The 23,048-nt window shown below is 72.4% G+C and carries 18 protein-coding genes and 1 pseudogene; 8 read left to right on the forward strand and 11 right to left on the reverse strand.

Annotated elements, in window-relative coordinates:
* Positions 1-16: 16 nt before the first annotated feature.
* A complete protein-coding gene (locus KUM38_RS03055) occupies positions 17-817 on the reverse strand; it encodes a sugar phosphate isomerase/epimerase (protein ID WP_217127689.1) in 801 nt (266 codons plus the stop codon).
* Between the two features lie 248 nt (positions 818-1,065).
* Positions 1,066-2,112: a LacI family DNA-binding transcriptional regulator gene (locus KUM38_RS03060; protein WP_217127690.1), complete on the reverse strand. Its 1,047-nt coding sequence runs from the start codon at positions 2,110-2,112 to the stop codon at positions 1,066-1,068.
* A gap of 249 nt (positions 2,113-2,361) precedes the next feature.
* Here KUM38_RS03060 and KUM38_RS03065 point away from each other — a divergent pair, with 249 nt between their 5' ends.
* Genes KUM38_RS03065 through KUM38_RS03075 form a run of 3 tightly spaced genes read left to right on the forward strand, consistent with a single transcriptional unit; the run spans position 2,362 to position 5,491 of the window.
* Positions 2,362-3,513 (forward strand): Gfo/Idh/MocA family protein, encoded by a 1,152-nt coding sequence (locus KUM38_RS03065; RefSeq protein ID WP_217127691.1) that lies wholly within the window; start codon positions 2,362-2,364, stop codon positions 3,511-3,513.
* On the forward strand, positions 3,510-4,661 hold the full coding sequence (locus KUM38_RS03070; protein ID WP_217127692.1) for a dihydrodipicolinate synthase family protein: 1,152 nt from the start codon (positions 3,510-3,512) through the stop codon (positions 4,659-4,661). The genes KUM38_RS03065 and KUM38_RS03070 overlap by 4 nt, the downstream gene beginning before the upstream one ends.
* 32 nt (positions 4,662-4,693) lie before the next feature.
* Complete coding sequence (locus tag KUM38_RS03075) at positions 4,694-5,491, forward strand: sugar phosphate isomerase/epimerase (protein WP_217127883.1); 798 nt, start codon at positions 4,694-4,696, stop codon at positions 5,489-5,491.
* A gap of 266 nt (positions 5,492-5,757) precedes the next feature.
* On the opposite strand, the gene KUM38_RS03080 is transcribed toward KUM38_RS03075, so the two are convergent.
* The 6 genes from KUM38_RS03080 to KUM38_RS03105 all read right to left on the reverse strand — a co-directional run bounded on the left by KUM38_RS03080 (position 5,758) and on the right by KUM38_RS03105 (position 12,833).
* Positions 5,758-6,729 (reverse strand): helix-turn-helix domain-containing protein, encoded by a 972-nt coding sequence (locus KUM38_RS03080; RefSeq protein WP_217127693.1) that lies wholly within the window; start codon positions 6,727-6,729, stop codon positions 5,758-5,760.
* 260 nt (positions 6,730-6,989) lie between these two features.
* Positions 6,990-7,379, reverse strand: a complete 390-nt coding sequence (gene rbsD / locus KUM38_RS03085) for a D-ribose pyranase (RefSeq protein WP_217127694.1) — start codon at positions 7,377-7,379, stop codon at positions 6,990-6,992.
* A complete protein-coding gene (locus KUM38_RS03090; protein WP_217127695.1) occupies positions 7,376-8,281 on the reverse strand; it encodes a ribokinase in 906 nt (301 codons plus the stop codon). Before KUM38_RS03090 ends, rbsD begins: the two co-directional genes overlap by 4 nt.
* A 22-nt stretch (positions 8,282-8,303) precedes the next feature.
* Positions 8,304-10,262 (reverse strand): substrate-binding domain-containing protein, encoded by a 1,959-nt coding sequence (locus KUM38_RS03095; protein WP_217127696.1) that lies wholly within the window; start codon positions 10,260-10,262, stop codon positions 8,304-8,306.
* Entirely contained in the window at positions 10,252-11,772 is a 1,521-nt protein-coding gene (locus KUM38_RS03100) for a sugar ABC transporter ATP-binding protein (RefSeq protein WP_217127697.1), read from the reverse strand. Before KUM38_RS03100 ends, KUM38_RS03095 begins: the two co-directional genes overlap by 11 nt.
* On the reverse strand, positions 11,769-12,833 hold the full coding sequence (locus KUM38_RS03105; RefSeq protein ID WP_217127698.1) for a LacI family DNA-binding transcriptional regulator: 1,065 nt from the start codon (positions 12,831-12,833) through the stop codon (positions 11,769-11,771). Before KUM38_RS03105 ends, KUM38_RS03100 begins: the two co-directional genes overlap by 4 nt.
* 347 nt (positions 12,834-13,180) lie before the next feature.
* On the opposite strand from KUM38_RS03105, the gene KUM38_RS03110 reads away from it, so the two are divergent.
* The 3 genes from KUM38_RS03110 (at position 13,181) to KUM38_RS03120 (ending at position 17,595) form a co-directional block, all read left to right on the forward strand.
* Positions 13,181-13,663: a hypothetical protein gene (locus KUM38_RS03110; protein WP_217127699.1), complete on the forward strand. Its 483-nt coding sequence runs from the start codon at positions 13,181-13,183 to the stop codon at positions 13,661-13,663.
* Positions 13,664-13,794: 131 nt separating this feature from the next.
* Positions 13,795-16,086, forward strand: a complete 2,292-nt coding sequence (locus KUM38_RS03115) for an ATP-dependent RecD-like DNA helicase (protein WP_217127700.1) — start codon at positions 13,795-13,797, stop codon at positions 16,084-16,086.
* A gap of 219 nt (positions 16,087-16,305) precedes the next feature.
* Positions 16,306-17,595 carry a citrate synthase gene (locus tag KUM38_RS03120; RefSeq protein WP_217127701.1) on the forward strand — a complete coding sequence of 430 codons (1,290 nt, stop codon included), beginning with the start codon at positions 16,306-16,308 and terminating at the stop codon, positions 17,593-17,595.
* A gap of 675 nt (positions 17,596-18,270) precedes the next feature.
* Here the strand turns inward: KUM38_RS03120 and KUM38_RS03125 are convergent.
* Positions 18,271-20,580 carry a cation-translocating P-type ATPase gene (locus KUM38_RS03125; protein WP_217127702.1) on the reverse strand — a complete coding sequence of 770 codons (2,310 nt, stop codon included), beginning with the start codon at positions 20,578-20,580 and terminating at the stop codon, positions 18,271-18,273.
* Positions 20,581-20,708: 128 nt separating this feature from the next.
* Positions 20,709-20,948, reverse strand: coding sequence for a heavy-metal-associated domain-containing protein (locus tag KUM38_RS03130; protein ID WP_217127703.1), 240 nt, complete (start codon positions 20,946-20,948; stop codon positions 20,709-20,711).
* A 209-nt stretch (positions 20,949-21,157) separates the two neighbouring features.
* On the opposite strand from KUM38_RS03130, the gene KUM38_RS03135 reads away from it, so the two are divergent.
* The gene (locus tag KUM38_RS03135; RefSeq protein WP_217127704.1) at positions 21,158-22,204 is read left to right on the forward strand and encodes a zinc-dependent alcohol dehydrogenase family protein; all 1,047 of its coding nucleotides are present in this window, start codon (positions 21,158-21,160) and stop codon (positions 22,202-22,204) included.
* Positions 22,205-22,234: 30 nt separating this feature from the next.
* Here the strand turns inward: KUM38_RS03135 and KUM38_RS03140 are convergent, their stop codons facing one another.
* A complete protein-coding gene (locus KUM38_RS03140) occupies positions 22,235-22,435 on the reverse strand; it encodes an AlpA family transcriptional regulator (protein WP_217127705.1) in 201 nt (66 codons plus the stop codon).
* Positions 22,436-22,816: 381 nt separating this feature from the next.
* Between KUM38_RS03140 and KUM38_RS43215 the strand changes: the two are divergent.
* Positions 22,817-22,927, forward strand: a pseudogene (locus KUM38_RS43215) (5-dehydro-2-deoxygluconokinase); the annotation flags it as partial.
* Positions 22,928-23,048: the final 121 nt, after the last annotated feature.

Here is a 23,048-nt window from a genome sequence, read left to right on the forward strand (position 1 = left end):
GTGGATTTCCGTGCGGTCAGGCCGACTCGTTCAGCAGCCGGGTCAGGTGCTCCCGGCCCTGAGTGAGCAGGCCGGGCAGCGGGGCGGCGTCGGCGTACCAGCGCTTCTCGTACTCCCAGCAGAGCCAGCCGTCCCAGCCGTGACGGGAGAGGACCTCCACGCAGTCCGCCAGCGGGAGGACACCCGCGCCGAGCGGCAACGGCGTCGTGTCGTCGGCGGAGGCGATGTCCTTGACCTGGACGTAGCCGAGGTGCGGGGAGAGGGCCGCGTAGCTCTCGGTGGGCTGTTCGCCGCCGAGCCAGGTGTGCATCACGTCCCACAGCGCGCCCACCTGACGGTGGCCGACGAGGCCGAGGACCCTGATCGCGTCGGCGCCGGTGCGATGCGAGTCGTGGGTCTCCAGCAGGATGCGTACGCCCAGGTCGGCGGCGTACTCGGCGGCCGTGCCCAGCCGGCGGGCGGCCGTCGCGTCCGCCTCCTCGGGGCTCTGTGCGGTGCCGCCGCCGGGGAAGACCCGGACGAAGGGGGCGCCGAGGTCCCGGGCCAGGTCGAGGAGGGCGCGGATCTCGGTGAGGACGGGTTCGTCCTCACCGGGCGCGGCGACCCGGGCGTACCCGGCGAGGCCCAGGATCTCGACGCCGGCCGCCTTGAACCCGGCGGCCACGTCGGCGCGTTGTGCGGGAGTGAGACCCGGGTGGACGGGTTCCTCGGGATGGGCGCGCAGTTCGACGCCGTGGTAGCCGTGCGCGGTCGCGAGGGCCAGCACCTCCGTGAGGGGCAGACCGGGGACGCCGAGGGTCGAGAACGCCAGCTTCATGGAAACGGACCCTACCCGCGACCCCGGGTGTCACTCCCTCTCGTCACTCCGGTGTCGCGGCCCGCGGCCGGCGGACACAGACCTGCGCGTCCGCCTCGGCGGCGTTGACGGGAACCGGTTCGCACGGCCGCTCCGCGCCGTCGGCACCCTCCGGACTCCGCCACCGGCACTCCCTCAGGAGCGCGGGGAACCACGCGGAAACCACCGACCACCCGCACCGACGGTGCGGACCCCGGACCCCGGTCCGATCACCCCCGCGGCACCGCGGTGGACCCCCGCACCATCAACTCCCCCCGGACCCCCGCGATGCCTCCCGGCGGCGGCTCCTCCCGCCCCATCGCGATCCGCCCCGCGCGGGCCCCCGCCTCCGCCAGCGGCAACCGCACCGTCGTCAGCGCCGGCACCGCGTCGATGCTGAACGGCAGATCGTCGAACCCGGCCACCGACACGTCGTCCGGGATCCGCAGCCCCGAGTCCCGCAGCGCCGCGCACGCCCCCAGCGCGACGGAGTCGTTCGCGGCGACGACGGCGGTCAACGACGGGTCACGGCGCAGGAGTTCGAGCGTCGCCTCGTACCCCGACCGCCGGTCGTACCGGCCGTGGACCGTCCAGCGCGGGTCCTCCTCGAGGCCGTGCGCGGCCAGCGCGTCCCGGTGTCCCTCGAGCCGGTGACGGGTGGTGGTGCGTTCCTGGGGGCCCGCGATGTACCCCAGCCGCCGGTGCCCCAGCCCGATGAGGTGCTCGGTGAGTTCCCGCCCGCCGCCCCGGTTGTCGAAGGTCAGCGCGATCGCCCCGGTCTCCGGCGCCGGCGGCCGGCCGCACAGCACCACCCGGGTCCCGGCGTCCGCCAGTTTCCGCAGCTTCGCGTCCATGGCCGCCTTGTGCGGCGCGTCCTCGATCGCGCCGCCGGTCAGCACCACCGCCGCCGCCCGCTGCCGCTGGAGCAGCGTGAGATAGGTCAGTTCGCGTTCGGGTGAGCCGCCGGTGTTGCACACGACCGCGAGTCTCTCCCCGCCCGCGCGCCCGCCCGGACCGCCGATCTCCGCCTGGATCGCGCTCGCCATGATCCCGAAGAACGGGTCGGCGATGTCGTTCACCAGGATGCCCACCAGGTCGGAGGTGGCGGCGGCCAGGGCGCTCGCGGGGCCGTTGAGGACGTAGTCCAGCTCGTCCACGGCCTTCAGCACCCGTTCACGGGTGGTCGCGGCCACGGGATAGTTCCCGTTGAGCACGCGCGACACCGTCGCGGGGGAGACCTGCGCGCGAGCCGCCACGTCCGCCAGGGTCACCGTCATGTCTCGTCCTCCGCCTCGCGCGTTCGCCGTACGCCGTCGTACACACCCACACCCACACCCACACCCATGGTTCCGAGCAGACCCTACGGCCATCCGCCCGGTTGTTCGCCCCCTCGAACAACTCGGGTTCGCCGTGGTCTTGTCCACACCGCTGTTCAGAGGCTAGCTTCTACGTACATAGAAAGCGCTTGCTGTCACGCTCACCAGTGGGGCGTACGCGGCGCGCGAACCGCGTACGAAGGGAATGACGTGACACGCAAGACGGTGCGTATCGCGATGAACGGTGTGACCGGGCGCATGGGCTACCGCCAGCACCTCGTCCGCTCCATCCTGGCCCTGCGCGAACAGGGCGGCCTCGACCTCGGTGACGGCACCGTGCTGTGGCCGGAGCCGATCCTGGTCGGCCGCCGCGAGCACGCGCTGAAGGCGCTGGCCGAGCGGCACGGACTCGAGCACGTCTCGACGGACGTGGACGCGGTCCTCGCCGACGAGAGCGTCGACATCTACTTCGACGCCCAGGTCACCTCGGCCCGCGAGGAGGCGATCAAGAAGGCGATCGCCGCGGGCAAGCACGTCTACACCGAGAAGCCCACCGCCACCGGCCTCGACGGCGCCCTGGAACTCGCCCGCCTGGCGAACGCGGCCGGCGTCAAGCACGGCGTCGTCCAGGACAAGCTCTTCCTCCCCGGCCTGCTCAAGCTGAAGCGCCTCATCGACGGCGGCTTCTTCGGCCGGATCCTCTCGGTGCGCGGCGAGTTCGGCTACTGGGTGTTCGAGGGCGACTGGCAGGAGGCCCAGCGCCCGTCCTGGAACTACCGCTCCGAGGACGGCGGCGGCATCGTCGTCGACATGTTCCCGCACTGGGAGTACGTGCTGCACGAGCTGTTCGGCCGCGTGAAGTCCGTCCAGGCGCTCACCGCCACCCACATCCCGCAGCGCTGGGACGAGAACGGCAAGCCCTACGACGCCACCGCCGACGACGCCGCCTACGGCGTCTTCGAGCTCGAGGGCGGCGCCATCGCCCAGATCAACTCCTCCTGGGCGGTCCGCGTCAACCGCGACGAACTGGTCGAGTTCCAGGTCGACGGCACCGAGGGCTCCGCCGTCGCCGGACTGCGGGGCTGCCGCGTCCAGCACCGCTCCGCCACCCCCAAGCCGGTCTGGAACCCGGACATCCCCGCCACCGAGGCCTTCCGCGACCAGTGGCAGGAGGTCCCGGACAACGGCGAGTTCGACAACGGCTTCAAGGCCCAGTGGGAGCTCTTCCTCAAGCACGTCTACGCCGGCGCCCCCTACCACTGGGACCTGCTGGCCGGCGCCCGCGGCGTCCAGCTCGCCGAGCTGGGCCTGAAGTCCTCGGCCGAGGGCCGCCGCCTCGACGTGCCGGAGATCGCGCTGTGACCCTCCACCTGCCCGACGCGAACGGCACCCTGCGCGCCTACGAGCCCCGCACGGAACCCCTCGCCGTCACTCCTGGAAGCGCTTTCACCTCCCGTACGGTCTTCTCGGCCGCGCACGTCGTCGCCGACCCGTACGCGGACGTGTCACCCGACTCGCCCGCCGCCGTCGACTGGGACGCCACCCTCGCCTTCCGCCGCCACCTGTGGTCGCACGGCCTGGGCGTCGCCGAGGCCATGGACACCGCCCAGCGCGGCATGGGCCTGGACTGGGCGGGCGCGGCCGAGCTGATCCGCCGCTCCGCCGCCGAGGCCAAGGCCGTCGGCGGCCGCATCGCCTGCGGCGTCGGCACCGACCAGATCACCGGCGGCACCCTCGCCGAGGTCCGGGCGGCGTACGAGGAACAGCTCGCGGTCGTCGAGGAGTCCGGCGCGCAGGCCATCCTGATGGCGTCCCGCGCGCTGGCCGCGACGGCACAGGGCCCGGACGACTACCTGGAGGTCTACGGCCACCTGCTCCGCCAGGCCGCCGAGCCGGTGATCCTGCACTGGCTGGGCCCGATGTTCGACCCGGCCCTCGAGGGCTACTGGGGCTCCTCCGACCTCGACGCGGCCACCGGCACCTTCCTGGAGGTCATCGCCGCCCACCCCGACAAGGTCGACGGCATCAAGGTCTCCCTCCTGGACGCCCGGCGCGAGGTCGACCTGCGCCGCCGCCTCCCGCAGGGCGTGCGCTGCTACACCGGCGACGACTTCAACTACCCCGAGCTGATCGCCGGCGACGAGCAGGGCTTCAGCCACGCCCTGCTCGGCATCTTCGACCCGCTCGGCCCGCTCGCGGCGGAAGCGGTCCGCGTCCTCGACACCGGGAACACGGAGGGCTTCCGCGCCCTCCTCGACCCCACCGTCGCCCTCTCCCGCCACCTCTTCCAGGCGCCCACCCGCTTCTACAAGACGGGCGTGGTCTTCCTGGCCTGGCTGGCGGGCCACCAGAGCCACTTCGCGATGGTCGGCGGCCTGCAGTCGGCCCGCTCCCTGCCGCACTTCGCCCGCGCCTACGAACTCGCCGACGGCCTCGGCCTGTTCCCCGACCCCAAACTCGCCGAGGAACGGATGAGGACCCTGCTCGACCTGTACGGAGTGACCCCGTGACCGCCGACCTCACCCGCTTCAGCATCAACCAGATGACGGTCAAGCAGCTGTCGCTGCCGGACCTCGTCGACGCCTGCCGGGAGCTGGGCGTACCGGGCGTGGGCCTGTGGCGCGAACCCGTCCAGGCGTACGGCGTGGAGGCGGCCGCGAAACTGGTCCGCGACGCGGGCCTGGCGGTGACGACGCTGTGCCGGGGCGGCTTCCTCACCGCGACCGACCCCGGCGAGCGGGCGGCGGCCCTGGCCGACAACCGCCGTGCCGTCGACGAGGCGGCCACGCTCGGCACCGACACCCTGGTCCTGGTCTCGGGCGGCCTCCCGGCCGGCTCCAAGGACCTGCGCGGCGCCCGCGAGCGCATCGCGGACGCGCTCGCCGAACTCGGCCCCTACGCCGAGGAACACGGGGTGAGACTGGCCATCGAGCCGCTGCACCCCATGTTCGCCTCCGACCGGTGCGTGGTCTCCACGCTCACCCAGGCCCTGGACATCGCGGAACGCTTCCCCGCCCGGCAGGTCGGCGTCACGGTCGACACGTACCACATCTGGTGGGACGACCAGGCCCCCGCCCAGATCGCCCGCGCGGGCGCCCAGGGCCGCATCCACACCTTCCAGCTCGCCGACTGGACCACCCCGCTGCCCGAGGGCGTCCTCAACGGCCGCGGCCAGATCGGCGACGGCGCGGTCGACATGCGGGAGTGGAAGGGATACGTGGAGGCGGCCGGCTACACCGGCCCCATCGAGGTCGAACTGTTCAACGACGCGCTCTGGGCCCGCGACGGCCGCGAGGTCCTCGCCGAGACGGCGGCACGGTTCGCGGAGCACGCGGGATGAGGTCCGCCGCGCGCTGAGGCGGCGGGGCACGGGAAAAACTCTGGGGAGAGGTCTTCCCGTGCCCTGTCGTCCCGCGCGGGGCGCAAGCCGTGCGGTGCCGGACCGGACGCCGACGTTCGCCGGCACCGCACGCTGCTTCCCCCCGGCTCCCCCGTGAGTGCACAGCCCCCACTGCGCACAGGCACCAGAATGCGTCCGCGGGACGCTTGAATCCTTGACCGTCCGTGCAGGGATCTTGTCGATTCCGGCAGGACGGAACACCGGCCCTACGGGCTCGCGTGGTGGTGGCGGTGGTCCGTCGGAGTCATGCCGTACGCGCGGCGGAAGACGCGGCTGAAGGTGGCCGCGTCGGTGAAGCCCCACCGCGCGGCGATCGCGTGGACGGAGCGGCCCCGCAGCCGGGGGTCGGCCAGGTCACGGCGGCACCGCTCCAGACGGCGGTGGCGGATCCAGGCCGCCGGGGCCTCGCCCTCCGCCGCGAACAGCTGGTGCAGATGCCGTACCGAGATGCCGTGGGCCGCCGCGACGGTCGCCGGGGACAGCGACGGATCGCCCAGGTTCTGGTCGATGAAGTCCCGGATCCTGGTGCGCAGGGCGCGCCGGCGGGACTCCGGCGGCAGCGCGTCCTCCAAGTCCGCGCAGCGGCCGAGCACGGAGGCGAGCAGATCCGTGGTCATCGAGGCCAGTGCCGGCACGTCGGCCTCGGTGAACTCCTCGGCCCGCCGGGCGACGTCGGCCAGCCAGCGCTGCAGCGCGCCGCCCATGCCCCGGTCCACCGGGACCGGCACCGCCAGCAGGCGGCGCATCGCGCGCGGCGGCAGCGGGAGCCGGGCCCGGGGCATGCTGACGACCACCGTCGTGGACCGCTGAGACGTCCTGTTGATGCGGACGTCGTACGGCAGGCTGGTGTCGGCCATGATGAGCTGCCCCACCCCGAACACCGCCTCGGTGCCGTCCTGCGCCATACCGCCGTCACCGGCGAGCTGACAGTTGATCTGCAGGAACTCGGGGTCGAAACGCCGGATGGCCCGCGGTGTGCGCACGGTGTCCAGGTGCGGCAGGTCCAGCTCGGCGATCTGCAGGTCCCCCAGCGGCAGGACCCGCATCGTGGCCTCGAAGTCGTCGCTGCGCCCACTGCGCATCAGGGTGGGCACGTGCGTCCGCGTGGCGACGTCCTGCCACAGATCCCACCGCTCGGCGGACGGCACCGCCCCGGTCCGGAACTCCTGCACCAGCATCGCCACACGCCCCCAACGCGTACCGGACGACCGCATCCTGCCCAGGAGGACATCGTAGGGAACCGGGACCGGAAAAATTCCGGAGGGATTGTGCAACCGTCCCCGCGCCTTGCGGGTCCTACTCGGCGTCAGGACTTCTGGGAGGGGACCCGGGGGGGCTTGAGGGGTTCTGACGGGGAGGGACGAGGGGGCCCGGTCGACGGACCGGGCCCCCTCGAAGTGCGTGCGCGACGTGTGGACGCGCCCCGCACCGGGCGTCCCTAGAAGAACACCCCGCAGCGCAGCAGCACGTTCGCGTACGGCCGTGCCTCACCGGTGCGCACGACGAGCCGCGCGCCCGCGCTCAGCTCCTTGAGCCGCTCGTGCGGGACCAGACCGAGGCCGGGGAAGCGGTCCGCCAGCAGCCCGGCCGCCGCCGGATTGGCCTCCCGCACCTCGGACGCGGCCGTGGCGCCCTCGACGACCAGTTCCTCCAACAGCCCCTCCAGCACCTCCGCGAACGACGGCACCCCCGCGCGGAACGCCAGGTCCACCACGCGCGGCCCGTCGGGGATCGGCATCCCGGCGTCGCACACCAGCACCCCGTCGCCGTGCCCGAGTCCGGCCAGGGCGCCGGCGAGGTGCCGGTTCAGGATTCCGTGCTTCTTCACAGTGCCGCGACCTCCGCCGCCGTCGGGAAGGACACCTGCGCGCCCTCCTTGGTGACCGTCGCCGCCCCCACCCGGGCCGCGTACGCCGCCGCCCCGGCGAGCGGCTCGCCCGCGCCGAGACGCCAGGCCAGCGCGGCGGTGAACGCGTCACCCGCCCCGGTGGTGTCCACGGCGCGCACCTCGACGGACGGAACCCGGTCGACCCCGTCCGCGGAGGCCACCAGCGCGCCCTCGCCGCCCAGCGTCACCACCACCGAGCGCGGGCCCTTCGCCAGCAGCAGCCGCGCCCAGTCCTCGGGCCCGTCGCTCACCCCGGCGGCGTCGCCCAGGATCACCTTCGCCTCGTGCTCGTTGACGATCAGCGGGTCGCAGGCCGCCAGCACGTCCGCCGGAAGCGGCTGCGGCGGGGACGGGTTCAGCACGAACCGGCTGCCCGGCGCCAGACTCCGCACCACCTCCACCACCGTCTCCAGCGGGATCTCCAGCTGTGTGGAGACCACCCGGGAGGCGTGGAACAGGCTCCCGGCCGCCCGCACGTCCGCCGGCGTCAGCCGGCCGTTGGCGCCCGGGGAGACGACGATGCTGTTGTCCCCCGACGGGTCCACCGTGATCAGCGCGACCCCGGTGGGCGCCCCGCCCACCAGCACGCCCACCGTGTCCACCCCGGCCGCCCGCTGCGAGTCCAGCAGCAGCCGTCCGTGCCCGTCGTCGCCGACCCGCGCCAGCAGGGCCGTACGGGCGCCGAGCCGGGCGGCCGCGACCGCCTGGTTCGCGCCCTTGCCGCCCGGGTGGACGGCGAGGTCGGAGCCGAGCACCGTCTCCCCGGCACCGGGCCGGCGCTCGACCGCGGTCACCAGGTCGGCGTTGGCCGATCCGACGACCAGGAGGTCGTAGTCGTACATGTGTTGCTCCCCGCTCTCGGTGTCAGCCCTCGAAGCCGGCCACGTTCTCCTGGGTGACCACCTTCACCGGCACCTTCACCATGTTCTCCACCTTCTTCTCCTCGGCGGCCCGCAGCGCGTTCCGTACCGCGATCCTGCCGAGTTCCGACGGCTGTTGCGCGACGGACGCGTACAACGTGCCGGCCTCGACCGCCTTCAGCCCGTCCGGCGTGCCGTCGAAGCCGACGACCTGGACCGACGTCCCGGCCTTGGAACCGAGCGCCTTGATCGCGCCGAGCGCCATCTCGTCGTTCTCCGCGAAGACACCGTCGATGTCGGGGTGCGCCTGGAGCAGGTTCGTCATCACGTCCAGGCCCTTGGTGCGGTCGAAGTCCGCGGGCTGCTCGGCGACGACCTTGATGCCCGGGTAGTCCTTCAGCCCTTCGGCGAAGCCCGCGCCGCGCTCGCGGCTGGCGGAGGTGCCGGCCTGTCCCTGCAGGATGACGATGGTGCCCTTGCCGCCGAGCTTCTCGGCGAGCGCCTCGGCGCCCAGCGCACCGCCCTCGACGTTGTCGGAGGCGACCAGCGCGGCCGTGTCCGCCTCGTTGACCCCGCGGTCCACGGCGACGACCGGGATGCCGGCCTTGTTGGCGCCGCGCACCGCGGGGCCGGCCGCGTCGGAGTCCACCGGGTTGACGACGACGGCGGAGAGCGAGCCGCTGGTGAAGTTCTGCAGCTGGTTGGCCTGCTGGGAGGCGTCGTTCTGCGCGTCCGTGACCGTCAGGTCGACGCCCAGCTTCTTCGCCTCCTCCTCGGCCCCGGCGCGGATCTGCACGAAGAACGGGTTGTTGAGCGTCGACAGCGACAGGCCGATCTTCTGTGTCCTCCCGGCCGAGGACCCGTTGTGCAGCAGCGAGGTCGCGCCGACCACCGCGACGGCGACGACGGCCGCGACGACGTACGTCAGTGCCTGCCTGCCCCTGCCGCCGTTCCCGGACGCCCCGGCCGCCGGGGTGGTCGCGCCCGCCTTGCGGCGCAGCGTGTCGAAGAGGACGGCCAGTGCGATGACCACACCGATGACGACCTGCTGCCAGAACGCGGACACGGACAGCAGGTTGAGCCCGTTGCGCAGCACCGCGAGGATCAGCGCGCCGATCAGCGTGCCCGACGCCTTGCCGGTGCCGCCCGCGAGTGAGGCGCCGCCGATGACGACGGCGGCGATCGCGTCCAGCTCGTAGCCCTGCGCGGCCTGCGGCTGCGCGGAGGACAGCCGGGAGGCGAGCACGATGCCCGCGGCGGCGGCGAACAGACCGGAGAACGCGTAGATGGCGAGCTTCTGCCGCTTCACCCGCAGGCCGGAGAGGCGCGCGGCCTCCTCGTTGCCGCCGATGGCGTACATGGAGCGGCCGATGTACGTCCGGCCGAGCACGAAGGCGGTCAGCAGCCCCATGACGACCATCACGAGCACCGGCACCGGCAGCCAGCCGCCCAGCGTGTCACCCAGGTGGGAGACCGAGTCCGGGAAGGCGATCGGCGAGCCCTGCGAGATGACGAGCGACAGACCGCGCCCCACCGACAGCATGGCCAGCGTCGCGATGAACGGCGGCAGCTTCCCGTACGAGATGAGGAAACCGTTCACCAGACCGCACGCGATGCCCGTCGCGACGGCGAGGAGGACGGCGAGGACGACCGGTATCCCGGCCTCGGTCGCGCTCCACGCCAGCACGGTGGCCGACAGCGCGGCGACCGAGCCGACCGACAGGTCGATGCCCGCCGAGACGATGACGAAGGTGACGCCGAAGGCGAGGATCGCGGTGACGGCGGCCTGGACGCCGACGTTGAGGAGGTTGTCGGCGGTCAGGAAGTCCCCGGACAGCGCCGACATGGCGATCACGAGGACGATCAGCGCGGTCAGCGCGCCGTTGTCGAGCAGCAGGCGGCGCAGGCCGGCCGTGGCGCCGCCCTGCGCGCCCGGCTTGCCCTTGAGCGTGTCAGTGGCCACGGGAGGCCTCCGTTCCGTTGGTGTGAGTGCTGACGGCGAGGGCCATCACGGCGTCCTGCGTGGCCTCGTCGGCGGGGAGTTCGCCCGCGACGCGCCCCTGTGCCATGACGACCACCCGGTCGCTCATGCCGAGCACCTCGGGCAGATCGCTGGAGATCATGAGCACGGCGGCACCCGCGGCCGTCAGCTCGTTGATGAGCTGGTAGATCTCGACCTTGGCGCCGACGTCGATGCCGCGCGTCGGCTCGTCGAGGATGAGCACCTTGGTGTTCGCCAGCAGCCACTTGCCGATGACGACCTTCTGCTGGTTGCCGCCGGAGAGCGTCCGCACGTGCTGCCCGAGCCCGGCCATCCGCACGCCGAGCTGCCCGGCGATCCGCTCCGCCGACTCGTGCTGCCCCTTGAGGTCGACGAGCCCCGCGCGGGAGGCGGACCGGAGGGTGACCAGGCCGAGGTTCTCCTCGACGGAGGCGTCGAGCACCAGCCCCTGCCCCTTGCGGTCCTCGGGCACCAGTCCGATGCCGGCCGCCATGGCGGCGTTCACGTCGTGGCGGCGGAGCCGCACGCCGTCGACGTGCACGGCCCCGGCGTCGTACGGATCGGCCCCGAACACCGCCCGGACCACCTCCGTCCGCCCGGCCCCGACGAGCCCCGCGATGCCGACCACCTCACCGGCCCGCACCTCGAAGCTCACGTCGTGGAAGACGCCGTCCCGGGTGAGCCCTTCCACCGTGAGCAGCGCGTCACCGGCCTCGGCGCGCTCGCGCGGGTACTGCTGCTCGATCGACCGCCCGACCATGAGCCGGACGAGCTCGTCCTCGGGCGTGGCGGCGGGCACCTGTCCGACGCTCCTGCCGTCCCGGATGACGGTGACCCGGTCGCCGAGGGCGGCGATCTCCTCCAGGTGGTGGGTGATGAACACGATCCCGACGCCGTCCTCGCGCAGCCGCCGCACGATCGCGAACAGCTTCTCGACCTCCTCGGAGGTCAGCACGGCGGTCGGCTCGTCCATGATGAGCACGCGCGCGTCGAGGCTGAGCGCCTTGGCGATCTCGACCATCTGGAGGCGCGCGATGCCGAGTTCACGCACGCGGGCACGGGGAGAGACGTCGACGCCGACCCGCTCGAGCAGCACCTCGGCGTCCGCGTCCATCTTCTTCCGGTCGATCATCCCGAGGCGGCGCGGCTGCCGTCCGAGGAAGATGTTCTCGGCGACCGTCAGATCGGGAACCAGGTTGAACTCCTGGTAGATGGTGGCGATCCCGAGCCGCTCGGAGTCCTGCGCACCGTGGATGCGCACCTCCTCGCCGCCGACCGTGATCCGGCCGGTGTCGGGCGTGTAGGCGCCGGAGAGCATCTTGATCAGCGTGCTCTTGCCCGCGCCGTTCTCACCGAGGAGCACGTGCACCTCGCCTCGGCGCAGGTCGAAGTCGACGCTGTCGAGGGCGACCACGCCCGGGAAGGTCTTGCGGATGCCCTCGATGCGCAGCAACTCGTCCGGGTTGCTCACGGCGTACTCCTTCGTACGGGGGACGGGGACTGTGGGGACGGGGACTGTGGGGGTGCGGACCGTGGGGGTGTCGGCTCACCGCACGAGCGGCGTACGACGAGCCGGGCGGGCAGGGTCACGGACTCGCCGGGCCCGCCCTCGATGCGGTCGACCAGCGCGCGCACGGCGGCTCGTCCCAGCGCGCCCGTGGGCTGGGCGATCGCGGTGACCGGCGGGTCGGTGTGCACGAACCAGCGGATGTCGTCGAACGCGGCCAGCGCGATGTCGTCGGGCACCCGCAGCCCCCGCGCGCGTACGGCGTCCAGCGCGCCGAGCGCCATCAGGTTGTCGGCGGCGAACACGACCTCGGGCGGCTCGGCCAGATCGAGGAAGCCCTCGGTGACCCGGCGTCCGCTGTCGGCCTGGAAGTCGCCCTGGCCTATGTAGGCGTCGGGGAGGGCGAGCCCGTACGCGCCGAGCGCCTCCCGGAAGGCGTCCACGCGCTCGCGGCCGGTGGTGGTGGCGGCGGGCCCGGCGATGATCGCGAGCCGCCGGTGCCCGAGGGCGTACAGATGGGCCACGAGGTCCCGCACGGCGCCGCGCCCGTCCGACCTGACGACGGGCACGTCCACGCCGGGGATCCACCGGTCGACGAACACCATGGGCGTCCCCGTGCGGGCGGCGTCCAGCATGCGCGGCGAACCGCCGTCGGTGGGGGAGACGAGCAGCCCGTCGATGCGCCGGTCCAGCAGGGTGGTGACGTGGTGGTCCTGCAGATCGGGCCGCTCGTCGGCGTTGCCGATGATCACGCTGTAGCCGAGCGCGCGGGCCTCCTCCTCGACGGAGCGGGCCAGCTCGGTGAAGTACGGGTTCATCACGTCGCTGATGACCAGCCCGAGGGTGCGGGTCTGGTCGGTGCGCAGCGACCGGGCGACGGCGTTCGGACGGTAGCCCAGCCGCTCGACGGCGGCCGTCACACGCCTGCGGGCGTCCTCGCTGACCGACGGATGGTCGTTCAGCACCCGCGACACCGTGGCGACGGAGAGCCCCGCCTCGGCGGCGACGTCCTTGATACTCGCCATCGCCGTTCCACCTCCTCGTGGAATCGATTACACGGAGGATTGGAAACGATTACACGGGTGGCTGGCAAGAGGGTGAGGGGTGGCCGAAACCCAATCGTGACCGGGGTGGGTGAGCGGGTGGGTGCGTGCGTGGCGTGGCGGACCGGCGGCGTAATGGCGTGTGGGCTGTGCGGATGAGGAGCGATGACGCGGGGGAGCCGGCCCCCGTCTCCGGATCACCGGCCGCTGGTGGGACCCCGGGGGCGTCACGGGTGGCGGGAGGCCGGTCGTGATGGTGGAGTGGGACACGGGTGAGCGTGGCGTTCCGGCCGGCGAGGGCCTGCGTGCGGAGGGAAGGGAGGTGCGCCGTGGAGCCGCTGATCGCGCTGGTGGTGGGATTCACGGGGGCCCGTCTCGCAGGGCTGATCGGAGTGGGTGCTCTCGACGGGTGGCAGCCCGCTCTGAGGGCCGGGCTGGTGACGATGTTCCTCCTCACCTCGCTTGCGCACTTCGTACCCCGGCTGCGGTCCGAGCTCATCGGCATGGTGCCGCCGTGGATGCCTCGTGCGGACCTGCTGGTGACCGTCACCGGTCTGCTCGAAGTGGCCGGGATGGTCGGCCTGTTGATTCCGGCGACCGCTCGCTGGGCGGCCGGTGGGCTCATCCTGCTGATGATCGCGATGTTCCCGGCGAACGTCTCGGCCGCCCGCAGGGGCGTGGCCCAGGGGGATCCACTTGGCCGGCGCACCCTGCTGCAGATCGTCTTCATCGCCGCGGCGGCGGCCACACTGGTCCGCACCCGGCAGACACACCGGCCCGCCGCGCGTGGCCTCACCGTCTCCACGCCCTGAGCGCGGCTTCGGGGAGGGAGGGACACGTCCCGCACGCCACGGAGGCGGCCCCGGCGTGCCGGACCCCTCCCCGTCCCCTGTGCGCCCGGGGAACGCCCCGCCCTGTCACACCCCACCGGTACCGTCGGATCATGTCCAACCAGTCCGCCCAGTCCGCAGCCGCCGCCCCCGGCGAACGCCGGCTCGCCACCCTCGAAGGCGTGCTGGAGCGCATCACGTACGCCAACGAGGAGAACGGCTACACGGTCGCCCGCGTCGACACCGGCAGGGGCGCCGGTGACCTGCTGACCGTCGTCGGCGCGCTGCTCGGCGCGCAGGTGGGGGAGTCCCTGCGGATGGAGGGGCGCTGGGGGTCGCACCCCCAGTACGGCAAGCAGTTCCACGTCGAGAACTACACGACCGTGCTGCCGGCCACCGTCCAGGGCATCCGCCGTTACCTCGGCTCCGGCCTGGTCAAGGGCATCGGTCCGGTCTTCGCCGACCGCATCACGCAGCACTTCGGCATCGACACCCTCACGGTCATCGAGGAGGAGCCGAAGCGCCTCATCGAGGTCCCCGGTCTCGGTCCCAAGCGGACCAAGAAGATCGCCGACGCCTGGGAGGAGCAGAAGGCGATCAAGGAGGTCATGCTCTTCCTCCAGACCGTCGAGGTCTCCACCTCCATCGCCGTGCGCATCTACAAGAAGTACGGCGACGCCTCGATCTCCGTCGTGAAGAACCAGCCGTACCGGCTGGCCGCCGACGTCTGGGGCATCGGCTTCCTCACCGCCGACAAGATCGCCCAGTCCGTCGGCATCCCGCACGACAGCCCGGACCGGGTGAAGGCCGGCCTGCAGTACGCGCTGTCGCAGGCCACCGACCAGGGGCACTGCTACCTCCCCGAGGAGAAGCTGATCGCCGACGCGGTGAAGCTGCTCCAGGTGGACACCGGCCTCGTCATCGAGTGCCTCGCCGAGCTGGCCGCCGAGCCGGAGGAGGGGGAAGACCCCGGAGTCGTACGGGAGAAGGTCCCCGACCCGCAGGGCGGTGATCCCGTCACCGCCGTCTACCTGGTCCCCTTCCACCGCGCCGAGGTCGCCCTCTCCGCCCAGTTGCAGCGGCTCCTGCGCGCGGACGAGGACCGGATGCCGGCCTTCCGGGACGTGGCCTGGGACAAGGCGCTCGGCTGGCTGAAGGGCCGTACCGGCACCGAACTCGCCCCCGAGCAGGAGGCGGCCGTCAGGCTGGCGCTGAGCGAGAAGGTCGCCGTCCTCACCGGCGGCCCCGGCTGCGGAAAGTCCTTCACCGTCCGGTCGATCGTGGAGCTGGCCCGCGCGAAGAAGGCCAAGGTGGTCCTCGCCGCCCCGACCGGGCGCGCCGCCAAGCGGCTCGCCGAGCTGACCGGCGCCGAGGCCTCCACCGTCCACCGTCTGCTGGAGCTCAAGCCCGGCGGCGACGCCGCCTACGACCGGGACCGCCCGCTGGACGCCGACCTGGTGGTGGTCGACGAGGCGTCCATGCTGGACCTCCTCCTCGCGAACAAGCTGGTCAAGGCGGTGCCCCCGGGCGCCCACCTGCTCTTCGTCGGCGACGTGGACCAGCTGCCCAGCGTCGGCGCCGGTGAGGTGCTCCGGGACCTCCTGGCCGAGGGGGGCCCCGTCCCCGCCGTGCGGCTCACCCGTGTCTTCCGTCAGGCCCAGCAGTCCGGCGTGGTGACCAACGCCCACCGGATCAACGCCGGGCAGCACCCCGTCACCGACGGCATGAAGGACTTCTTCCTCTTCGTCGAGGACGACACCGAGGAGGCGGGCCGGCTCACCGTGGACGTCGCGGCCCGGCGCATCCCGGCGAAGTTCGGGCTGGACCCGCGCCGGGACGTGCAGGTCCTCGCCCCCATGCACCGGGGCCCGGCCGGCGCGGGCACGCTCAACGGGCTGCTCCAGCAGGCCATCACCCCCGGCCGCCCCGACCTCGCCGAGAAGCGGTTCGGCGGCCGGGTCTTCCGCGTCGGCGACAAGGTCACCCAGATCCGCAACAATTACGAGAAGGGGGAGAACGGTGTCTTCAACGGCACCGTGGGCGTGGTCACCGCCCTCGACCCGGTCGACCAGCGCCTGACGGTGCTGACCGACGAGGACGAGGAGGTGCCGTACGACTTCGACGAGTTGGACGAGCTGGCGCACGCCTACGCCGTGACCATCCACCGTTCCCAGGGCAGCGAGTACCCGGCGGTCGTCATCCCGGTGACCACGGGCGCCTGGATGATGCTCCAGCGCAACCTGCTGTACACGGCGGTCACCCGGGCCAAGCGGCTGGTCGTCCTCGTCGGCTCCCGCAAGGCGATCGGGCAGGCGGTGCGCACGGTCTCGGCGGGCCGCCGGTGCACGGCGCTGGACTTCCGTCTCGCCGGTTCCCGCCTCTCGGCGCCCGCGTCACCCCGGTGAGCGGTCCGTCACCAAAAAATGATCGATCAAATGAGTCACGAAGGTCACAGAGCCCTTCCGGTCAGGGGACACAGGGGGCAGGATGGGCAAGTTGACGGCACTCAGTGCCGCCGATAGGCCCGATGGTCGACCCCGAGTGCACTCTCCTGCGCCGAGTGGGGGATGGTGGAGACAGTCAGGGCACCTCGAAGATGAGGCACTAGGTCGGTGAGGGAAGACGTGAGCGACAACTCTGTAGTACTGCGGTACGACGGCAGCGAGTACACCTACCCGGTGATCGACAGCACCGTCGGCGACAAGGGCTTCGACATCGGGAAGCTCCGCGCACAGACCGGTCTGGTGACACTGGACAGCGGCTACGGCAACACCGCCGCCTATAAATCCGGGGTGACCTACCTGGACGGCGAGGCCGGCATCCTCCGGTACCGCGGCTACCCGATCGAGCAGCTGGCCGAGCGCTCCACCTTCCTGGAGGTCGCCTACCTGCTGATCAACGGTGAGCTGCCGACCGTCGACCAGCTGTCCGCGTTCAAGGGCGAGATCACGCAGCACACCCTGCTGCACGAGGACGTCAAGAACTTCTACAAGGGCTTCCCGCGCGACGCCCACCCGATGGCCATGCTGTCGTCGGTCGTCTCCGCGCTGTCGACGTTCTACCAGGACAGCCACAACCCGTTCGACGAGCAGCAGCGCAACCTCTCCACCATCCGCCTGCTCGCCAAGCTCCCGACGATCGCGGCGTACGCGTACAAGAAGTCGGTCGGCCACCCGTTCGTCTACCCGCGCAACGACCTCGGCTACGTCGAGAACTTCCTGCGCATGACGTTCTCGGTCCCGGCGCAGGAGTACGAGCTCGACCCGACGGTCGTCGCCGCCCTGGACAAGCTGCTGATCCTGCACGCGGACCACGAGCAGAACTGCTCGACCTCCACGGTCCGCCTGGTCGGCTCCTCGCAGGCGAACATGTTCGCCTCGATCTCCGCCGGCATCAACGCCCTGTGGGGCCCGCTGCACGGCGGCGCCAACCAGTCGGTGCTGGAGATGCTGGAGGGCATCCGCGACGCCGGCGGCGACGTCGACTCCTTCATCCGCAAGGTGAAGAACAAGGAGGACGGCGTCCGCCTGATGGGCTTCGGCCACCGGGTCTACAAGAACTTCGACCCGCGCGCCAAGATCATCAAGGCCGCCGCGCACGATGTGCTGTCCGCCCTCGGCAAGTCCGACGAGCTGCTGGACATCGCGCTGAAGCTGGAGGAGCACGCGCTCTCCGACGACTACTTCGTCTCGCGCAGCCTCTACCCGAACGTCGACTTCTACACCGGCCTGATCTACCGGGCCATGGGCTTCCCGACCGAGATGTTCACGGTCCTGTTCGCCCTCGGTCGCCTTCCGGGCTGGATCGCCCAGTGGCACGAGATGATCAAGGAGCCGGGTTCCCGCATCGGCCGCCCGCGCCAGATCTACACGGGCGTCGTCGAGCGCGACTTCGTCCCGGTCGAGGAGCGCTGACACCTGCCGGTGGGCGTGTTGTGCGCCTGAGAACTCGTCGCTGAAGGGGCGTGGGCGACCGCGGGCCGGTCTTGTGGCCGGCCGCGCCCACGCGGCGGAGCCGCATGCCGGGCACAGTCCCGCGCCCCTTCAGGCGCGTTGCGCAGCCGCAAGCGTGATGAGCAAGAAAGAAGGCGCCCCGGCCGACGGTCCCCCCACGGGCCGCCGAGCCGGGGCGCCTTCCCATGTCCCGGTGCGGATTCCCCCCACGGGATCCGGCCGGGCGTCTGTGAGAACAGCGCCTGAATCGCTGTGCGAGCACGGACGGACCTGAACCCGCCGCACTCGTCGATGTGCGGTCTGCCGGGACAGCGCACGTGTCGGGAGGGCCGCTCAAAGCTCCCCGCTGGTACGTGCCCCGGCAACGCAATCTCCGGAGAAAGTCCCCCAAGACATTCCCCAGATGTCAGACGGCGCCCCCCAAGACGCTGCCTGACATCGCCAACTTAGACCTTCGAACCCCTTCGATGGTTACGTTCAGATCACTGTGATCTGCGTCTCTTGCATATCCCCCAAAGGTGCGCAAGAGCCCGCAAACCGCTCACGGGACTCAAGCGTAAGGATGATGCGCGAGCCTTGTGAAGAGCTTATGTGAGGGTCGTACCGGACGACAGGGGTACACCCCAACTTGAGACCTCAATGAAACGCCCGCAGGCGCAGGCTGTTCGTCACCACGAAGACCGAGGAGAACGCCATCGCCGCACCGGCGATCATCGGGTTCAGTAGCCCGGCCGCGGCCAGCGGCAGCGCGGCCACGTTGTAGCCGAAGGCCCACACCAGATTGCCCTTGATCGTGCCGAGTGTCCTGCGGGACAGCCGTATCGCGTCCGCCGCCACCCGCAGGTCACCGCGGACCAGGGTCAGGTCGCCCGCCTCGATCGCCGCGTCCGTGCCGGTGCCCAGGGCGAGACCCAGATCGGCGACGGCCAGCGCGGCCGCGTCGTTGACGCCGTCGCCGACCATGGCGACGCTGCGTCCCTCGTCCTGCAGCCGCCGTACGACGTCGGCCTTGTCCTCGGGCAGCACCTCGGCGATCACCTCGTCGATGCCCACGCTCCGCGCCACCGCCTCGGCGACGGTCCGGTTGTCACCGGTCAGCAGCACCGGCGTGAGCCCCAGGGCGCGCAACTCGCGCACCGCCTCGGCGCTGGTCTCCTTCACGGCGTCGGCGACCGCGAGGACACCGCGTGCCACCCCGTCCCAGCCGGCCACGACGGCCGTACGCCCGTCCCGCTCGGCCTCGCCCTTCGCCCGCGCCAGCTCCGGGGGCAGCTCCCCGAAGAGCTCGGAGAGCCTCCCCACGGCCACCTCGTGGCCCTCCACGCGTCCGCGCACGCCCCGGCCGGGGACGTTCTCGAAGTGCTCGGCACGAGGCAGCGCGCCGGCGCGGTCCTCGGCGCCCGCGGCGACCGCCCGCGCGACGGGGTGCTCGGAGGCGTGCTCCAGGGCGCCCGCGAGCCGCAGCAGCAGCCGCTCGTCGGTGCCCTCGGCGACGTACACCTCCTGGAGGGTCATCCGTCCGGTGGTGACGGTGCCGGTCTTGTCCAGGACGACGGTGTCGACGCGACGGGTGGACTCCAGGACCTCGGGACCCTTGATGAGGATGCCGAGCTGGGCCCCGCGCCCGGTGCCGACCATCAGCGCGGTCGGCGTGGCGAGCCCGAGGGCGCAGGGGCAGGCGATGATCAGTACGGCGACGGCGGCGGTGAACGCGGCGACGGTGTCGCCCGTGGCACCCAGCCACATCCCGAAGGTGCCGACGGCGATCAGCAGCACCACGGGGACGAAGATCCCGGAGATCCGGTCGGCGAGGCGCTGGACCCGGGCCTTGCCGTTCTGCGCCTCCTCCACCAGCCGCGCCATCCGCGCGAGCCGTGTGTCGGCGCCGATCCGGGTCGCCTCGACGACGAGCCGTCCGCCCGCGTTGACCGTGGCGCCGGTGACGGTGTCGCCGACGGTGACGTCCACGGGCACGGACTCGCCGGTCAGCATGGACGCGTCCACGGCGGAGGAGCCCTCGAGGACCGTGCCGTCGGTGGCGATCTTCTCCCCGGGCCGTACGACGAACCGGTCGCCCACGGCCAGCCGCTCCGCCGGGATCCGCACCTCGCGCCCGCCCACCCGTCTCCCACCACCGCCCTCAACCGAGAGCGCTTCGCGCTCGCCCTCCTCGTATCGCAGTACGGCCACGTCCTTGGCGCCCAGCTCCATCAGCGCCCGCAGGGCCGCTCCCGCGCGGCGCTTGGAGCGGGCCTCGAGGTAGCGGCCGAGCAGGATGAAGGCGGTGACGCCGGCGGCGACCTCCAGGTAGATGGTGGAGGCGCCGTCGGTGCGCGAGACGGTGAGCTCGAAGGGGTGCCGCATGCCGGGCATGCCCGCGTCGCCGAGGAACAGCGCCCACAGGGACCAGCCGAACGCGGCGAGCGTGCCGACGGAGACCAGCGTGTCCATGGTGGCCGCGCCGTGCCGGAGGTTGGTCCAGGCGGCCCGGTGGAAGGGGGCGGCGCCCCAGACCACGACGGGTGCGGCGAGGGTGAGCGAGAGCCACTGCCAGTTGTCGAACTGCAGGGGCGGGATCATCGCCAGGAGGACGACGGGGAGGGCGAGGAGCGCGGAGCCGGTGAGGCGCCGTCGCAGGACGGCGAGTTCGGGGTCGGCCTGCGTGTCGGGGCCCTCCTCGGTCACCTCCCGCACAGGCTCCTCGGCGGTGTAGCCGGTCCGCACCACCGTGGTGATCAGGTCGGCGACCTCGGTGCCTGGCGGGTAGGTGATCCGGGCCTTCTCCGTCGCGTAGTTCACCGTGGCGGTGACGCCGTCCATGCGGTTGAGCTTCTTCTCGACGCGGGCCGCGCAGGAGGCGCAGGTCATCCCGCCGATGAGCAGCTCGACCTCCGAGAGGGCCGGCTGTCCGGCGGCCGGTGCCTCGGTGGCGGTGGTGCTGGTCATGTCCGTACTCCAGGGACGTCCGGGGCTCCGAGGGCGTCCGGGGCTCCGGGGGCGGTGGCGTGCCGGGCCGCGGGGAACGGGTGGCCGCTGCGGCCCGGTTCACGCCGTGCGGAAGCGGGACTCCCGGTTCAGGCCTGGCCGGCCAGCTCGAAGCCGGCCTCGTCGACGGCGGCGCGGACGGCCTCCTCGTCGAGCGGGGCGGCGGAGACGACGGTCACCTCGCCGGAGGAGGCGACCGCCTGCACCGAGCTGACGCCGGCGATCTGGGAGATCTCGCCGGAGACGGCGCCCTCGCAGTGCCCGCAGCTCATCCCGCTCACCTTGTAGACGGTGGTGACGGAGCCCTGGGTGTCGGTCTGGGAGGTCATGTCGTTACTCCTCGTCGAGGCGTATGGGGGCGGTGTGGCCTTGGCCATGACTTCAGACTATACCCCTAGGGGGTATGAATCCAAGTCTGACGGCCGGGGCGGCGTCAGGCGGATCGAGGACACCCGCGACAAGAGGACACCCGCGACAAGGCGGGAGCCGGGGGATAGCGTTCCGCCGGAAGCGGCGATCACCGAAGGGCGGGACGGTCATGCGGGCGGTGGTGTTCGAGCGGTACGGGGAACCGGCCGAGGTGCGGGAGGTCACGGACCCGGAGCCGGCGGAGCACGGGGTGGTGGTCCGCGTCGAGGCCACCGGCCTGTGCCGCAGCGACTGGCACGGCTGGCAGGGCCACGACCCGGACATCGCCCTGCCGCACGTCCCCGGCCACGAACTCGCCGGAACGGTCGAGGCCGTCGGCGCCCGGGTCACCGGCTGGCGCGCCGGGGACCGGGTCACCGTCCCCTTCGTCTGCGCCTGCGGAACCTGCCCCGCCTGCGCGGCCGGCGACCAGCAGGTGTGCGAACGCCAGACCCAGCCCGGCTTCACGCACTGGGGCTCCTTCGCCCAGTACGTGGCGCTGGACCACGCCGACGTGAACCTCGTCGCCGTCCCCGACGGGATGTCCTTCGCGACGGCCGCCTCGCTCGGCTGCCGCTTCGCCACGGCCTACCGCGCGGTGGTGCAGCGGGGCCGGGTGGCGGCGGGGGAGTGGGTGGCCGTGCACGGCTGCGGCGGGGTGGGGCTGTCGGCGGTGATGATCGCCGCGGCGGCCGGCGCGCGCGTCGTCGCCGTCGACGTGTCCCCGGGGGCCCTCGACCTGGCGCGGCGGTTCGGCGCGGCGGAGTGCGTGGACGCGGCGGCCGTACCGGACCCCGCCGGGGCGGTCCGCGACCTCACCGGCGGCGGCGCCCACCTCTCCCTGGACGCCCTCGGCGCACCCGCCACCTGCGCCGCCTCGGTCGACGGCCTGCGCCGCCGGGGCCGCCACGTCCAGGTCGGCCTGCTGCCCTCACCGACGGGCACCACGCCCGTCCCCATGGCCCGGGCCATCGCCCTCGAACTCGAACTCCTCGGCAGCCACGGCATGGCCGCGCACGCCTATCCCCCGATGCTGGAACTGGTCCGGGCCGGTGTGCTCCGCCCCGATCTGCTGGTGACCTCCACCATCGCCCTGGACGCCGCCCCGTCCGCCCTCGCGGCCATGGGCGGGGCGGCGGCGGGGGCGGGCGTGACCGTCATCGAGCCCTGGAGCTGACCGGGACCCCGGCCGGAAGGGCGACGGGGGTCAGCCGCCCCCGCGGCCCCGGTTGCCCGGACGGGAGGCGACCCACGCCCGGATGGTGTCGGCGTACCAGTAGGGCTTGCCCGCCTCCACGTGGTCGGGCGGGGGCAGCAGGCCGTGCTTGCGATAGGAGCGGACGGTGTCCGGCTGCACCTTGATGTGGGCCGCGATGTCCTTGTAGGACCACAGCGATCGGTCGGTCATGGTGGCACCTCCCCGCGCACACCGCGGCGACGGCCGGGGGCGACCGTCAGGGGGAACCGGGCGTGCGCTGGTGATCAGACATGCGTTGTGCCCGGTGAACGAGGCCCGTCGGCGGCGGGGCAGGGGTTGTGCGCCGAGTGTGACGGAAGGCCCGCGCACGTGTGACGTCCGTGACCGCACGGGAGTGTCTGTGACAGGGATGTCACACAGGCGCACACCGGTCCGTCGGCGGGGCGCGTGGACTTCCCCCGCGGACACGGGTCCGGGCAAGCCTCGACAAAGTCTCGTCCGAATGTCCGGACAAAACATTGACAGGGCTTCACGCCCGGAGCTAGAACCGGGGAGGACCACACGGACGTGGAGCCGTACGAAGGGGACGCGATGGCGTACGACGTGATCACCACGGGGCGGATCGGAGCGGACCTCCACCCGCTCCGGACGGGCGTACCGCTGCCACGGGTCACGTCCTTCGGCACGTTCCCCGGCGGCTCGCTCCGCCACGGCCCGCCGGCCGGCCGGGACCCGGAGAAGACCGTGCGGCGCGCCGACGCCGCCGGGGCCGTCGCCGCCTCCCGCCCGGAGTGCCCCTCCGCGATGCCCGCCCCCGACGGGA

It is taken from the genome of Streptomyces sp. AC558_RSS880, from assembly GCF_019049255.1.
Taxonomy (GTDB): Bacteria; Actinomycetota; Actinomycetes; order Streptomycetales; family Streptomycetaceae; genus Streptomyces.